The 15,802-nt window shown below is 44.3% G+C and carries 10 protein-coding genes; 5 read left to right on the top strand and 5 right to left on the bottom strand.

The genetic code is table 11. From position 1 onward, the window contains the following. The first annotated feature begins 162 nt into the window (after nt 1-162). Nucleotides 163-2,214: a hypothetical protein gene (locus tag ABDW33_RS13895; RefSeq protein ID WP_343690666.1), complete on the top strand. Its 2,052-nt coding sequence runs from the start codon at nt 163-165 to the stop codon at nt 2,212-2,214. 415 nt (nt 2,215-2,629) lie between these two features. On the opposite strand, the gene ABDW33_RS13890 is transcribed toward ABDW33_RS13895, so the two are convergent. Together ABDW33_RS13890 and fdhD are read right to left on the bottom strand one after the other, a co-directional pair. Further along, nucleotides 2,630-4,951 (bottom strand): FdhF/YdeP family oxidoreductase, encoded by a 2,322-nt coding sequence (locus ABDW33_RS13890; RefSeq protein ID WP_343690665.1) that lies wholly within the window; start codon nt 4,949-4,951, stop codon nt 2,630-2,632. Between the two features lie 250 nt (nt 4,952-5,201). Next, complete coding sequence (gene fdhD, locus ABDW33_RS13885; RefSeq protein WP_343690664.1) at nt 5,202-6,002, bottom strand: formate dehydrogenase accessory sulfurtransferase FdhD; 801 nt, start codon at nt 6,000-6,002, stop codon at nt 5,202-5,204. 230 nt (nt 6,003-6,232) lie between these two features. On the opposite strand from fdhD, the gene ABDW33_RS13880 reads away from it, so the two are divergent. After that, entirely contained in the window at nt 6,233-7,102 is an 870-nt protein-coding gene (locus ABDW33_RS13880; protein ID WP_343690663.1) for a neutral zinc metallopeptidase, read from the top strand. Between the two features lie 103 nt (nt 7,103-7,205). Here the strand turns inward: ABDW33_RS13880 and ABDW33_RS13875 are convergent, their stop codons facing one another. Next, a complete protein-coding gene (locus ABDW33_RS13875; protein ID WP_343690662.1) occupies nt 7,206-9,230 on the bottom strand; it encodes an ATP-binding protein in 2,025 nt (674 codons plus the stop codon). A gap of 103 nt (nt 9,231-9,333) precedes the next feature. Here ABDW33_RS13875 and ABDW33_RS13870 point away from each other — a divergent pair, with 103 nt between their 5' ends. The 3 genes from ABDW33_RS13870 to ABDW33_RS13860 all read left to right on the top strand — a co-directional run bounded on the left by ABDW33_RS13870 (nt 9,334) and on the right by ABDW33_RS13860 (nt 12,219). Continuing rightward, the gene (locus tag ABDW33_RS13870) at nt 9,334-9,612 is read left to right on the top strand and encodes a SelT/SelW/SelH family protein (protein ID WP_343690661.1); all 279 of its coding nucleotides are present in this window, start codon (nt 9,334-9,336) and stop codon (nt 9,610-9,612) included. Nucleotide 9,613: 1 nt separating this feature from the next. Next, nucleotides 9,614-10,801, top strand: a complete 1,188-nt coding sequence (locus ABDW33_RS13865) for a hypothetical protein (protein ID WP_343690660.1) — start codon at nt 9,614-9,616, stop codon at nt 10,799-10,801. Nucleotides 10,802-11,211: 410 nt separating this feature from the next. Continuing rightward, complete coding sequence (locus ABDW33_RS13860) at nt 11,212-12,219, top strand: hypothetical protein (protein WP_343690659.1); 1,008 nt, start codon at nt 11,212-11,214, stop codon at nt 12,217-12,219. Between the two features lie 640 nt (nt 12,220-12,859). Here the strand turns inward: ABDW33_RS13860 and ABDW33_RS13855 are convergent. Together ABDW33_RS13855 and ABDW33_RS13850 are read right to left on the bottom strand one after the other, a co-directional pair. After that, nucleotides 12,860-13,405: an NADPH-dependent FMN reductase gene (locus ABDW33_RS13855; RefSeq protein ID WP_343690658.1), complete on the bottom strand. Its 546-nt coding sequence runs from the start codon at nt 13,403-13,405 to the stop codon at nt 12,860-12,862. 194 nt (nt 13,406-13,599) lie between these two features. Next, complete coding sequence (locus ABDW33_RS13850; RefSeq protein ID WP_343690657.1) at nt 13,600-14,145, bottom strand: hypothetical protein; 546 nt, start codon at nt 14,143-14,145, stop codon at nt 13,600-13,602. Between the last annotated feature and the right edge of the window lie 1,657 nt (nt 14,146-15,802).

Raw genomic sequence — 15,802 nt, 5'->3', positions numbered from 1 at the left:
TCGCGCATGCAGGTTCGTGATTTTTCTTTAGATTACAATGTTTATACTACAACTGTTGTATACTCTTTGCTAAGAAAGGGGATATACTGAAAAATACGAGTGGGAAATCGTTTCAAAATATTGTTGCATTTTTTGGTTTGCTGTTACCTGACTATGCCGCTCATGATGCGGCATGCGTATGGGAGCACGATCGTGGACAGGAATACAATGGCTGAAACGAGCGGTAGCAGGCACACCATTGTAACCACCGGGGCGATTTACAAAGACACCATTCCAAGCACTTTATTTATGCCTCGCCCGTCCATCCATGGCCGCCTCTCGGATACCATTCCGCTTCATCGTTATAAACGTTACACCCCCGATACCATCTCATCAACGTTGTACAAACCCCTTGCAGACACGATTACCGTTCCGCTCTTCAAACCTAAGCCAGCAGGCAAAAGCTGGTTCCATAGAGTAGCAGAATACCGGGACTCCCTGCGTCGGAAAGATTACCGGGATTCCCTGATCCGATCCATCACCAAACAGAACGTACCGGAACCCCCGGCCACCGACAGTAGTATCATCAAGAGTGAACAGTACTTCATCCCTTACACCGGTAGGGTGATCCGTGATATTTATTACAGAAAGGTAAACGTATTCGGACCGCAAAACATCCGCGATACAGCCTTTACCACTACCATGAAACTCATTAAACTGGCTAACCGCCTGCATTATAATACTGAAGAATGGGTAATCCGGCAGGCATTATTTTTCAAATCAGGCGACACGCTGAACCCCTACGAGATGTCGGACAACGAGCGTTACCTGCGTAGCCGTCCCTATATGCAGGATGCCCGTCTGTATATTATCAATGCCGGCGCGTCTCCGGATTCCCTGGATCTGCTGGTTGTGACCAAGGATGTATACGAATATGGTATTGATATTGGTGAAGCCAGTACCTCCGCCGTCAGAACCACCGTATATAATAATAACCTCTTCGGCGCCGGACAGGAACTCCGTGTGGGTGCCTACTGGAAAAACAGCTATGATCCACCCTGGGGATCTGAAGCCCGGTACACCAAGTACAACGCCTTCGGCACTTTTGCGGACGTATCGCTGGGATATACTACCCTGAACAACTACTTTCCGCAGGATACCGGCGTATTCGAAGGTGCCTATTATGTCAATATCAACCGTCCCCTGTACAATTCTTCGGCAGATTGGGCCGGCGGGGTGTCCTACAGAAACAGCTTTTCGATTAATGCACAGGAACGCCCGGATACAGTTTACCGCGATTACCGGTATGAATTGCTGGAAGTGTGGGGCGGTTATAACCTGATCAAACAGGACAAACATAATTTGAATAATCAGCGGCCTAACCTGGCGCTCTTATTCGGCCATTCCAACCAGATCTTTCTGAAACGGCCCTGGCAGCCTATTTACAAGCTAGACCCCGTTTATAATAACCACCGGTATTACCTCGCGCAGGCGATCGTGTTTAGAAATGAGTTTTTCAAATCTACTCATTTCTTTGGCTTTGGCAGAACAGAGGATATTCCCCTGGGGTACAGTGCCGGTTTTACCTCAGGTTGGGAAACCTGGAAAGGACGAACCCGGGGATATGCAGGATTTGAAGCGCAGAAATTCTGGGTCACGAAACTGAAAGGGATCTTTAACACGCAGATCGGAATCAGCACCTTTTACCAGGATGGCAGGTCAGAAGATGCGATCATTCATGCCAAGGTGCAATATTATAGCCGCGCATTCCGGTTTGCCGGTGGTAAACTAAGAGAATTCGCTTATTTTGACTACCTCGGTAACCTGAATCCGTATTTTTATAAGCCGTTGCAAATAAATATGGAGCATGGGGTGTATGGTTATAAGAACGTGCCATTGGTAGGTTTCCAACGCATGAACATCCGGTCGGAAACGGTATATTATAGTCCTATGAAGGTGCTGGGCTTTAAGTTTAACTGGTATACCACCTTACAGGCTTCGCAGATCACCGTCAAAAGTAATAATCTCTTTAAGAACCCGATCTATGGGGGTGTTGGCCTGGGGTGCAGGATCAAAAATGAGAACCTGCCCATCAATACCCTGCTGATAGATGCTAACTATTTTCCGAATGCCCCGTACCCGGCCAATCGGATATATTTTGAAATCACGACCACGGTGGATTTCCGGTTTGATATCTTTACCTTGAAGATGCCGAATTTCCTGAATTTCAGATAAGTTGCCTATGCTGCCTTTCGTAGTGTAATAATCACCAGTTTGCAGGTAGATGTATTGGTAGAATTCCCAGTATTTCAGATGAGTTACCTAAGCTGCCTTTCGTAGTGTAATAATCACCAGTTCGCAGGTGGGTGTATTGGTAAAATTCCCTGCGTTTCAGATGAGTTACCTAAGCTGCCTTTCGTAGTGTAATAATCACCAGTTTGCAGGTGGGTGTATTGGTAAAATTCCCAGCGTTTCAGATGAGTTACCTATGCGGCCTTTCGTAGTGTAATAATTACCAGTTCGCAGGTGGGTGTATTGGTAAAATTCCCTGCGTTTCAGATGAGTTACCTATGCTGCCTTTCGTAGTGTAATAATCACCAGTTTGCAGGTAGATGTATTGGTAGAATTCCCTGAATTTCAGATGAGTTACCTAAGCTGCCTTTCGTAGTGTAATAATCACCAGTTTGGAAGTAGGTGTATTACTCTTATCCGCCACGCTATCCAGCGGCACCAGGGCATTGGCCTCAGGAAAATATGTTGCCGCGCACTGATCCGGCATGTCATAAATCACCACCAGGAAGTTCCTGACTACTCTTTCCACACCACCAAATCCATTGATCAGGTCCACCTTATCTCCAGCTTTCAATCCACGCTTCGCCGCTTCTGCTTCATTCATCAATATCACACGCCGTTCCTGGTAGATACCTCTATACCTGTCATCCAATCCGTAAATCGTGGTATTGAACTGGTCATGACTCCGGATGGTCATCATCATGAGCTCATGCTCTTTCAACGCATGCCTTGTCACAGGAGCGACATTGAAATTCGCCTTCTGATTTGTTGTATCAAATTTTCCTTCCCGCGCACCGTTCGGCAGGTAAAACCCACCAGGGTGCCGCACCCGCTGATTATAATTATTGAAGCCAGGAATTACTTTTTCCAGATCATCCCGGATATGGTCATAATGTTGCGCATATTTTGGCCAGTCTACTACCGACCTGTCCTTTAAAGTGGCCATAGCCAGGCGGCACACGATCACCGGTTCACTGAGCAGCTGATCAGAGACAGGAGGCAGGTTGCCTTTAGACATCTGCACTACGCCCATGGAATTCTCGCAGGTTACAAACTGTCGCTCGCCATTAATGATATCCTTATCACTACGTCCCAGGGTCGGTAGGATAATGGCTTCCCGGCCATGTACCAGGTGACTTCTGTTCAGTTTTGTAGATACATGCACGGTCAGGTTACAATTGCGTAAAGCGCTGGCCGTCTGCACCGTATCCGGCGTCGCTGAAAGGAAATTGCCCCCCATTGCAAAGAACACCTTCCCCTTGCCATCCCGCATTGCCCGGATGGCTGCTACTACATCCCAACCATGTTCCCTGGGCGGATCGAAGCCATACACCTCCTGGATTTTGTCCAATAGTGCTTTTGGCGGTCGTTCAAAGATGCCCACAGTACGGTCGCCCTGTACATTGCTATGCCCGCGAACCGGGCAAGTGCCTGCACCAGGCTTCCCGATACTGCCTTTCAGCAATAGAAGATTGACGACTTCGCGGATGGTGTCTACGGCATTTTTATGTTGGGTCAATCCCATAGCCCAACAGGTAATGATCTTCTTTTTATGCACCAAAGCCTGTACTGCTTTTTGAATCAGCGCCAGTGGTACACCGCAGTCAGCGACTAACTGATCTAAGTTTTGTTCCTGTAAATGAGCGAGATACGTTTCATACCCGCTGGTGTTATTTTGAATAAACTCCAGGTCGAATACAGTGCCGGGCGCTTTTTGTTCTTCCTGTAATAACAACAGGTTGATGGCTTTGATCAGGGCCATGTCTCCATTGATTTTTACCTGCAGGAATATATCTGTGAGATGGCTCTCGATGTGGAGCATTCCTTTGACCGTCTGCGGATTCATGAATCCCAGCAGACCGGTTTCTTTCAAAGGGTTTGCTGAAATAATAGTCACCCCTTTCGCTTTCGCTTTTTGCAAAGCGGTGAGCATGCGTGGGTGATTGGTCCCCGGATTTTGCCCCAGTATAAAAATCACATCTGCTTCGTACAGGTCATCAAGTGTCACAGAGCCTTTGCCGATGCCGACAGATTCAATGAGGGCAACGCCACTTGATTCGTGGCACATATTTGAGCAATCAGGCAGGTTGTTGGTACCAAATTCCCTGACGAACAACTGGTATAGAAAAGCCGCTTCATTGCTGGTACGGCCGGAGGTATAAAAGATAGCTTCGTTGGGAGAGGAGAGCGCATTGAGGTGTGTACCGATCTTTTCAAATGCTTTATCCCAACTGATGGGGGTATAGTGAGTGGCCCCTTCGGCCAGGTACATAGGTTGTGCGACACGACCTTTTTTGCCGATCTCGTAATCTGTCAGTTCAGCTAATGCGGCTACACTGTTTTCTGCGAAGAAGGTGGCATCCAGGCGTTTAGTCGTTGCTTCTTCAGCGACTGCTTTGGCACCGTTTTCACAATATTCGGCAATACCAGATCTTTCATCATCAGGATCTGGCCATGCACAACCTGGACAGTCGAAACCATTTTTCTGATTCAATGCATTCAATGCCTTGAATCCACGGATAGCATCCATCTCCGATAGAATATGCTGCATGGCTTTGAGCACAGCAGGTAAACCGGCGGCCGATGATTTGGGTTTGCCCAGGCGAAAATGGCCGGTGAAGGTTTCCGGGTTTTCTGCATTGGGGATGGTATCCGTTTGTTGTAATTTCGATTGTTTCATAATGCTAGCTTTTCTTGTTCAGGATGGATGCATCACTTGTGCGCCGGTAGTAAATTCGTTCAGAGTCTGTTTATAATGAATTTCAATAATTCGCAGAAAAAGGATTCCTTAGACCTTTTCCCGATGAATTCATCACCTTTGCGCCGGCGTAAATTCGTTATTGTGCTTATATAAGATGCATAGACTTTCCCCTGATAAATGCACCCTTTCTGCGCTGGTAAACAATTCAATTTATCAGCAATTCAATGCTTTATAATACGATTCTTTCTTTCCCATGATAAATATTGAAACGGCCTTCCCGCAAAAAACCAATTAAGGTAATACCCCATTCCATCGCCATCTTCACCGCCATACTACTGGGTGCACCTACTGCTGCAATAACCGGGATGCCAGCCACGGCAGCCTTCTGGATCAACTCAAACCCTGCACGGCCGCTGAGCAACAACCCATAATGACCAAATGGCAATTTTTCCCGCAAAGCAGCGCCGATCAGTTTATCAACTGCATTATGTCTGCCAATATCCTCCCTTAAAAACAATAAAGTTCCGTCCGTATTAAATAATGCAGCCGCATGCAGACCGCCGGTATTGTCAAACACGGCTTGTTGTGCCCTCAATTGACCAGGCAGATCATGCAATACATTTGCCGGTATTTTAATACCTGACTCATTTCTGGCTACTGGCGTATAAATAGCCGCTAATTCCGTTTTCCCACAAACGCCACATCCGGCATTGGCTAAGAAATTTCTTTGTGCAGGTTGTAATGACGGGGTAATTCCTGGTAGGAGGGTAACGGTGGCTACATTATTCTGATAAGAGATCGATTGAATAGCATCATATTGGGTAATGATTCCCTCAGTAAATAAAAAACCGGCGGCGAGTTCCTCATCCTGACCAGGCGATCGCATGGTGACTGTGATGCACTGGTGCTCATGACCATGCACCAGGCGGATTTCGAGCGGCTCTTCGGCCGCCAGGGCATCTTCAGTAGCTGTAACAAGTGTATCAGTCACTCTTGTAATGTGCGCGTAAGAAATGGCTGGATTCGACATACGTCTATAATGCTGCTAATTACTTCTATATTACAATTTTAAATCACCTTAGAACATCGCTGAATGCTTACTGATGGCTTATTATGCTATTCCAGCCTTTCTCAGTATTTCGTCTAAGTTCCTCCTAAGGTACACAAATCCCCCATTCCATCTACCAACCCCTTCAGCCTTGGTACGTTTTTTCGTACTCATTTTGTACATTCGGCCCAAAATAATTAAAAACAATCTATATGCGTTGGCAAAACAGACGACTCAGCGATAACGTAGAAGATCGCCGCGGAAGTGGCGGTGGTGGTGGCGGCGGTATCAGGAATCTCGGTATCGGTGGCGTCATTATCATCGTTGTACTGGCACTCATCACGAAACAAAGTCCCACTCAACTGTTGAACAAGGTATCTCACAGTACCGGTGGCAACACCGAACAAACCACTACTTCCGAGACAGTCACCAGCGCTAGTGATGAAGAAGCGCGCTTCGCATCTACCGTTCTGGCAAATACGGAAGATGTATGGACAACACTGTTCAGAGAAATGAACAAAGAATACCAGGCCCCTAAAATGGTCTTATTCAGTGATGTGGACGAATCTGGCTGTGGTACCGCCCAGTCAGCGATGGGACCATTCTATTGTCCGGCTGATGACAGGGTGTATCTCGATTTATCTTTCTTCAATGAAATGGAGCAGCGTTTCAAGGTGGTCGGTGATTTTTCCAAGGCATATGTAATTGCCCACGAAGTGGGTCATCACATTCAGAATTTACTGGGCATCAGCAGAAAAGTGCAGGCCATGCGCTCGCAGCTGAGTGAAACGGAATACAACAAACTATCCGTGAAACTCGAACTGCAGGCCGATTTTCTCGCTGGCGTATGGGCGCACCACGCGCAGAAAATGGATAATATCCTGGATCCGGGAGATATTGAGGAAGCTTTGAATGCCGCCAGTGCTGTAGGAGATGATAAATTACAGGAAGCAGCAAACGGGCGTGTTGTACCGGATGCGTTTACACATGGAACATCTGCACAGCGCATGCGTTGGTTTAAGAAAGGATTCGATACCGGAGATATTAAGCAGGGAGATACGTTCAATGCAGCTAATCTGTAAACGAAAAGAAAAATATTAAGATAAAAAGGAGCCTGCACCGTTTTGGGTGCAGGCTCCTTTTTATTTGATCTGTTATGCCAGTTAACCAATTGAATTTTGGGATTTAATGAGAATAATCCCTCGTAGCCTGCAGAATAATTGTCATACCCGGTGTATGCTCTTCTTCCTCCTCCGACAATGGCAGGGTAAAATGGAAACTGGTCCCCCTGTCCATATTACTATGAAACCAGATCTGTCCATTGTTCCGCTGTATAAAGTCCTTCGATAGCGGTAACCCTAATCCACACCCTTTCTCATTCTGGGTACCGGTAGTAGAATAATAAATATTGGAAAATACCTTTGACTGGTCCTCTGCCGGAATACCGATTCCATTGTCCTTCACCATCACTTCCACCTTATCGGGCAGTAATTTATAATCTACGATAATACTCCCATTCCTGGGCGTAAATTTGATGGCATTGCTGATCAGGTTTCTCAACACCATGCGTATCATATCCTTGTCAGCATACACATGAATCACCTGTGGAAGAAAATGATTCAACTGGATGTTCTTTTGTCTTGCCAGGGTCTGCAACAACTCGAACTCGCTATCCAGCAATGCAGTAATATTAAAATCGTCGGGCATCACCCGGATCCCTTTCATCTGGCTATTGGCCCATTGCAGCAAATTGTCCATCATTGAAGAGGTGTTTTTCATATCCCTCCACAAGTCATCCACAAACATATTAAATTGCTCCTGCGACATTTTTTCATCTCTCAGCAAAAACAGCAATCCCTCCAGGATGCCCAACGGCGCGCGAAGGTCATGAGAGATTACGGAGAAAATTTTATCCTTCACCTGGTTCCCGCTTTCCAATGCCGCATTCTGATCCATAATAATCTGGTTCTGTTGCTGTACCCGGCGATTCCTGCTATTTAACTGTCCATACAGGTCCCGCTGCCTTTTGAAGACCCGGTATAACATTACGGTGATGGTAGCCAACGCTAAAAACAGCCCGGTACAAAGGATAACAAAGATCTTTTGCTGCCTGATCGTTGACAGATGCAGCAACTGTTCCTTTTTCAATAACTCATTCTCATGCTGCTTCTTTTCCGATTCATATTTTTCTTTCGAATTAGCAATGAACTTTGACTTTTCTGTGCTGAAATAGTCCTCGTTCAGTGCCTGAAATTCTTTATAATTTTCTAATGCCTGTGCATAATTCCCCCTTGCAGAGTCCAGCATGGCGCGAAACTTATAATAGATCATCTCATTCCGTGCATTCTGTATATTTTTATTCAGTAGCTGTGCATTTGCCAGGTCCTCTTCGGCAGCCGTAAGATCTTTCAGCAGGATGTTCGTCTGGGCCAGGTTCAGGTAAGATTTGATCACACCCTGCACATTATCAGACTCTTTATAATACTGGGATGCCATGGTATGATAGCGAAGGGCATCCTTATAATTACCTTTTGCCATTAAGACTGTTCCGATATTTTCATAAGCGTAGGCCAATCCCCGGTGGTCGTTGAGGGCCAGCTTGATCCGTTCGGAGGCATAGAGGAAGTGGAGGGCAGAATCCCAGTCCTTCAGTACCATATAACTGGTGCCAATACCGTTCAGGGTTTTCCCGATTTCAGCCTGGTCATGACCTTGCTGTTTGATAGCCAGCGCTTTTTTCTGGTAAATTAGACCTTGTCTGGGCTGTTGTTGTTCAATAAAAATATTCCCCAGATCCGCGTTAAGGATACCGGTAGCTTTCAAATCATTCAGCGCTTCGGCCCACTTGAGCGCTTCCAGGGTAAGGTCGGCCTGTTTTTCCAGGTTCCCTTTGGCATTTTCAGCCAGGGCCAGGTTGCGGGTAGCCCACATCTTGCCAGGCAGATAGCGCAGGCTATCGCTGATATGGAAAGCTTCTTTTGCGTAAGTCTCTGTCAGGGAAGGTGCCTGCGTAAAGAGATAACGACTTAACTGATTGAGTATGTTGACACGGGTGGTATCTTTCAAGGGATGGGCGGCCAGCACTTTCGTCAGACTATCAGTCACTTTTGACTGCGCAAAGCATGCCGCCGGCTTCGTAAAGAACAATGCCAGCATCAATATCAATATGGTATATGGCGCAGATTTCCTTCTCTGCAAGTAAGTTTTCATCGTCTGCACAAATAATAATCTTAGGGTAACCTGAATGCGGGATAAAATTATAAAAAAATACGATGCAAAGTATATTTACTGGAATCGTTGTAACTTTCCCCCTATGAAACCGACAGTAACCATAGAATATTGCCCGAAATGCGGTTGGCTCATGCGGGCGGCCTGGATGGCACAGGAATTACTGACCACATTTGCAGAGGACCTGGAGGGAGTCACTTTGAAACCCAGTGCAATCGGTGGTAGTTACATTATTTATGTGAATGATGAGGTACTGATGGACCGTAAGGTGATCGGACATTTCCCTGAAATCAAAGAAGTAAAACAACAAGTGCGGGACAAAGTAGCTCCCGAGAAAAGCCTGGGTCACTCAGATAGAAAATAAGATGATATTAAAGACGCGTTTACTCGCAGGTACGGCTATATTATTATTGTTATGTGAATCCCTGAAAGCACAGGATGATAAAGCCATTGTAATAAAAGATACTTCTGCAGTACATAATGATACTTCTATAGTACATAAAAAAAGCTTCTTTCCGTTGCCTGTACTGGGATATTCCCAGGAGAAAGGACTGGAAATAGGTGCTGCTATGTTGTATTCATTTTATACGGATAAGTATGATCCGGTACTTCGTAATTCCACCATTAGTTTAATTCCTTCACTGACCACAAAAAGTCAGTACAAGATTGAATTAAAGACGGATTTATGGACGGATCATAATAATTACCATTTTAAGAGTAGCCTCCGCTATCATGATTTTCCGATTTATTTCTATGGGATTGGGGATACTACCCGTAAGGCGGACGGAACATTGTTAGGAAATCAGCGCTACAAGGTGGTATTGGAAGGGGAGAAGCGGCTCAGTGGGCATTTCTATGCGGGGTTGTCTTTTCAGTATCAGCACGATGTTTATCAGGCCAATGAGACGAAAGGAATTTATCCCGGCATGTCACTGGCAGACAAGGATGGTGGATATGTTACTTTCATAGGAGCTACTGGTATTTTTGATAATCGTGACAACCAGAACTATACGCGTACGGGATCGTGGGTAAGGCTGAATGTGGCGTATGCGCCCTCGTTTTTAAGTAAGCAGACGCTGTGGAAAATTGATGCACAGGCTAAGCATTTTGTGCCGATTTCCCGTAAGAGCACGCTGGGGGTGAATGGATTGTTTAATTCATTGCAGGGGAGTGTGTTGCCGTTTTATTTGTTGCCGGAGATGGGGAATGACCTGATGATGCGTGCGTATTATACAGGTCGCTACCGGGATCAGAATTACCTGGCGTTTCAGGCAGAATACAGGTACTTCCTGGATCCGAAGATCCCTATCAATATCTGGTTTTTGCATATGCAGCCGAAGTTTGCACTGGCAGCGTTTGGTGCGACAGGGGCGGTGTTCAACAATCATGATTTTGGAGCTGATCATTTCAAGCCGGCTTATGGTATGGGTGTGAGATGGTTTTATGATGAGGGGTCTAAGTTGACGATCAGGATAGATTATGCCTGGGGTGAGAAACGGGCAGGAGAGGAGCGGCAATCGGGATTGTATTTGTCGCTGGCGGAGGCGTTTTAGAAGAGAAGGAATTTACTTTTCAGGGGTGTTCAATATTTGAGAATATTGAACACCCCTGTTTTTATAGGGACCATCTATGAATATAATCCTGCATTAATACCTATTTAATAGGAATTTTTTATTCATAATGGCAGTATGATTGGGTAAATAACCCTTCACTATTTTTTATTCATAATGTCAGTATACTTTGGTATAATAGCCTTGACGAACACCTATTCCATAAGATTTTTTCAGTTCATAGTGACTGCACAATTCGGTGTAGTAACCGTACTCTATTTTTTTATTCATAATGGCAGTATAATTCGGCATAACAACCCTCCACTACACCTATTCAATAGGATTTTTTTTAATTCATAGAAATTTGTTAAATTCATAAACACGTTAGTTTTTACCCAAATTATTCCACAAAAATGAAAAACTTAGCCCTGTTTACCACGTTATTTCTGACGTTATCAAGCTCGTACACCTTACACGCGCAAGACCAGAAAATAACAGCGCCCTCAAAGTTTTATGTAAAAGTTGCTGGTGGTTATTTCTTCAGTGTTTTTCCTGGTGAGTTTCCCAAAGTGGGGCCGTATGAGCCGCACGATGAACGAAAACAGTATAATGCATCGACAGGAACAACTACTACTATCTCAGAAAAGGTCCTGACGGGATCGTATGGCGCAGGCAGCAGGGGAGGACTCTCCTTTGGCTGGAATATCAATCAGTACATTGCTGTTGAAGCTGCGTTTAACTATTATCACAGTAAAAAGAATCTCATGACACGCGAGGTAACCGTGTTGGCTGGTTCCGGTACGGAGCTGGGCAAGATTGAATCGCACGGTTATGTGAATGCGATTGATTTTGCGCCTGCTGTGGTCATTCATCCCGGATTTGCGAAAGTAGATCCTTATGTACGGGTTGGATTGGTGGTGCCTTTATGGGGCGAGCTGAAGATCCATACTGATGCGAATCAAACCGGATCTGCGGTGGTAGGCGGTTCGCCGGTGGTGACCAAGACAACTATATCGCGTGATGAGCGTGTAGATCCGAATGTGACCGTTGGATTCCAGGGGGCTTTTGGGGTTGTATTCCCGGTGGCGACGAAGCTGGATGTATTTGTAGAAACGGAGTATCGTAATATCCCCGTACGGAGTAAAAAGAAAGAAGTGACTGCGTACGATGAAACGACGAATATTGTCAGTGCAACTACGGGACAGACGATTGCTACGCAGCATCGCGGACTGAATGATATGTCAACTGCAGAAAGACATACAGAGTATCAGTCTACACTGGATCAGAACTCAAATACGCCTGTAAGTCAGAGTGGTGCGAAGGTGACTTATAAGGATGATAATAAGCCGTCTAATGATTTGAAATCGTATATCAACATTGGTGGTTTAGGCGTGAATGTCGGATTGAGATGGAGGTTTTGATTGAACGGAATGTTGTTTCGTTTTCCAAATCCATCCAGGGGAAATTTTATAGAGGAAAGGTTGTTGCAACCTGGTGCCGGATAAGAAATTCAAAAGTTAGTGTAGAAACAGCCTGTATCATTTGATACAGGCTGTTTTATTTCGATAATGGGTTGCGTTCATGCGTTCACTTTAAGTGAATACATTTATCATGACTGTTAGACTATGATTTTATTCCTGTAGCGCTATTGCATATATGTATTTACCGGCCAGCCTGTTCCCGGTCCTGGTAAGATTCGCTTCGTGAATGAATTTTTCATGAATGTCAAAGCACGATTTTGTTCCTACATCGCTACTCCACACCGGCATTTACCAGACTGTTCACAATCTTAGTAGGAGCCGCTTCGTGAAAGAATTTTCCATGAATGTCAAAGCACGATTTTGTTCCTACATCGCTACTCCACACCGGCATTTACCAGCCTGTTCCCGATCCTGGTAAGATTCGCTTCGTGAAAGAATTTTCCATGAATGTTAAAGCACGATTTTATTCCTATATCGCTACTCCACACCGGCATTTACCAGACTGTTCACAATCTTAGTAGGAGCCGCTTCGTGAATGAATTTTTCATAAATGTCAAAGCACGATTTTACTCCTACATCACTACTCCACACCGGTATTTACCAGACTGTTCACAATCTTAATAAGATTCGCTTTCAGCCCTTCATCAACTACATTCCCTTCCGCATCAATTTTCGTACGCACGGTCGGTATGGTCAAAATCTGCTCCTCCGTGATTGTTGCTGTCATGACTTTTAAAGTCTGTACCAGGGAGGCATTTGCTTTGTCGCCGCCAGTCATCATGGGCGATGCACTAATTACAGCTGTCGGTTTATGAACAAATTCCCCGCTGGAAACAATCCAGTCCAGTGCGTTCTTCAGCACACCAGGTACGCCAAAAGCATATTCCGGTGTACATACGATCACTGCATCGGCCGCTTTGAGTTGTGCCCGTAAATCCGCTACTGTAGGGGCGGGTGTAGCGCCCTCACCATCCAGTTCAGGACTGAAATAAGGGAGTTTATCCAGACCTTCGTATAAAGAAAATGAAGTGTCGGGCCATGTACCGAGCCGCGGTATGACTTTTAAAATATTTGTATTTGTAGATGTTGGGCGTAGACTGCCTGATATACACAAGATCTTTTTCATACCTAACGAATTTGTAGCAGGACAAATGTAAGGAATGAAAAGTTGCAGGGGAGTGGTTGATCGTGATAAACGGTCATACGGGCTTGACAAAGTAAGATCCTACAGGTATTCAACTGGCTTTTTCAGGCATTAACCGTTCGCTGGCAAAGAAATTCTGCCAGTAGGAATTATATTTTGCCGGGTGTATGGATCTGTTAAGACCCATTGATTGGAAGTTTTTTTATTGTAGCGTTACCCGGTAGATCAACCACAGAGACGACAATTTCACCTTTAGGTGGCAAACCAGTTATTTTGTAATACCAGTCAACGCCATTCCTGCCTACAACAGCCTTGCCCCGTTCCACTATTTTACCAGCCGCGTCGAATACACTTACGTTTACTTCAGCCACCCTGAATTCATCTTTGGCTGTTACCATTACAGTATCGTTTTCCAGCTGCATATTCTGCACTTCCGGAGAGTGGTAAGCATCTTTAATCGCCATATTGTAGGCATTCTGGCCAGGGCCGGCTAACGATTTATAATATGCCTTTAATGCCGGATCTGACAACATTTCTTTCGCATAAGCGGCCGCGAGGATCATTTTATACCTGGCTTCTTCCTGTTTTTTGGTAGGCTTTTTATTTGATTTACCGCGTTTTTTGGCCATGATAATCTGGCCGTTCCGTTCATAAATCGTAACCTGATCGCCAAGCGTGCCGCGAACGGCGTGAAGGAGTAGACTGTCTTTTACAAGCGCCATATAACAAACAATTTTGGGAAACAATTACAATACAGAATCAATATAGTGATTAGTGTGCGATTATAGTCAGATTATAGTATAAAATGAGTACTAATACAGCACTAAATAATCACCAGGAGTACACCTCAATATCGAATTGATATACAAGTGCACTTCTGGTGTACTTATAGTGAACTTTTGATGATCGTATGATATTGGAATCGGGTTATTGTTATCACGTGATGGTAATCGTAGGACATTCGAATCAGGTCATAGTCAGCACGTGATGATAATCGTATGGTATTGAAATCAGGTTGTTGTTATCACGTGATGATAATCCTACGATATTACGATCAGGTTATCGTTATCAACTGGCGATGATCGCATAATATTGAAATCAGGTTATTTTTATCATGTGATGATAGTCCTACGATATTACGATCAGGTTATCGTCATCAACTGGCGATGATCGCATAATATTGAAATCGGGTTGTTGCTAGAGTTTGATGATAACCCGATGATATTAGGATTAGGTTATTGTCATTTAGTGATGGTAATCTGATTTTACTGGTATCAGGCTCTTGTCATAGTATGACCGCATATTGCATAGCAATTAACACTTGCTGTGCCACTTTAGCAAGCTTTAAAACCTTCTTACTATTTTTACCTATAATTTATATTATGTTAAATAAACTGTTTGGGCAAACGGATGCTCTCTACCCGTTGGGAACGCCTTATGCAGGCATACTGCTCGTATATCCCCCGTGGAATTCCCGTGAAATCTCCCCTGCTTCTTAAACATAGTGATTACACTTTCCCCTGCTTCTTTACAATAATAACCAGACAAGGATTAAACTGAATATCCTACAATTGATTGCACTTACATACATATTTCTGCTGTAATGTATCGCTATAAAGACCTCCATCTTTGGCTTACTTTAAACCTCTCTCCCACACAACATACCAGACAGCCAGCAAAACATTTGTATTGCCTGAACAGCAGTCATTAAACAGGTATACAACCCCTATCAGCCGCTCGTACCTCTTTTCTGCCACTATCCTCAAATTTTTCCGCCACCATCCTCAAATAATTCCTTTGTTAGGGATTTGTAGCTGTATACTGTAAGAAATTGAGAATTTTTCCGCCACTGTCCTTAAATAATTCCATTGTTAGGGATTTGAACCTGTATACAGCAAGAAATTGAGAATTTTTCCGCCACTGTCCTTAAATAATTCCATTGTTAGGGATTTGAACCTGTATACTGTAAGAAATTGAGAATTTTTCCGCCACTGTCCTTAAATAATTTCATTGTTAGGGATTTGAACCTGTATACAGTAAGAATTTGAGAATTTTTCCACCACTATCCTCAAATAATTTCACTGTTAGGGATTTGTAGCTGTATACAGTAAGAAATTGAGAATTTTTCCGCCACTGTCCTTAAATAATTCCATTGTTAGGGATTTGAACCTGTATACTGTAAGAATTTGAGAATTTTCCGCCACTATTCTCAAATAATTTCACTGTTAGGGATTTGTAGCTGTACACAGTAAGAAATTGAGAATTTTTCCCCCACTATCCTCAAATAATTCCATTGTTAGGGATTTGTACCTGTATACTGTAAGAATTTGAGAATGTAAGATGTAAATTAGACCGCCAGGAAATGCTAAATGATGAAAG

The organism is Chitinophaga sp. (assembly GCF_039596155.1).
In the GTDB taxonomy this organism is placed as follows: domain Bacteria; phylum Bacteroidota; class Bacteroidia; order Chitinophagales; family Chitinophagaceae; genus Chitinophaga.
Note: the sequence above shows the minus strand (reverse complement) of the source record. Positions and strands in the feature narration are given on the sequence as shown.

Excerpts from the sequence above, each read along its gene's own strand:
- ABDW33_RS13895 (WP_343690666.1), top strand. The coding sequence starts at position 163 with ATGATGCGGCATGCGTATGGGAGCACGATCGTGGACAGGAATACAATG.
- ABDW33_RS13890 (WP_343690665.1), bottom strand. The coding sequence starts at position 4,951 with ATGAAACAATCGAAATTACAACAAACGGATACCATCCCCAATGCAGAA.
- fdhD (WP_343690664.1), bottom strand. The coding sequence starts at position 6,002 with ATGTCGAATCCAGCCATTTCTTACGCGCACATTACAAGAGTGACTGAT.
- ABDW33_RS13880 (WP_343690663.1), top strand. The coding sequence starts at position 6,233 with ATGCGTTGGCAAAACAGACGACTCAGCGATAACGTAGAAGATCGCCGC.
- ABDW33_RS13875 (WP_343690662.1), bottom strand. The coding sequence starts at position 9,230 with ATGAAAACTTACTTGCAGAGAAGGAAATCTGCGCCATATACCATATTG.
- ABDW33_RS13870 (WP_343690661.1), top strand. The coding sequence starts at position 9,334 with ATGAAACCGACAGTAACCATAGAATATTGCCCGAAATGCGGTTGGCTC.
- ABDW33_RS13865 (WP_343690660.1), top strand. The coding sequence starts at position 9,614 with ATGATATTAAAGACGCGTTTACTCGCAGGTACGGCTATATTATTATTG.
- ABDW33_RS13860 (WP_343690659.1), top strand. The coding sequence starts at position 11,212 with ATGAAAAACTTAGCCCTGTTTACCACGTTATTTCTGACGTTATCAAGC.
- ABDW33_RS13855 (WP_343690658.1), bottom strand. The coding sequence starts at position 13,405 with ATGAAAAAGATCTTGTGTATATCAGGCAGTCTACGCCCAACATCTACA.
- ABDW33_RS13850 (WP_343690657.1), bottom strand. The coding sequence starts at position 14,145 with ATGGCGCTTGTAAAAGACAGTCTACTCCTTCACGCCGTTCGCGGCACG.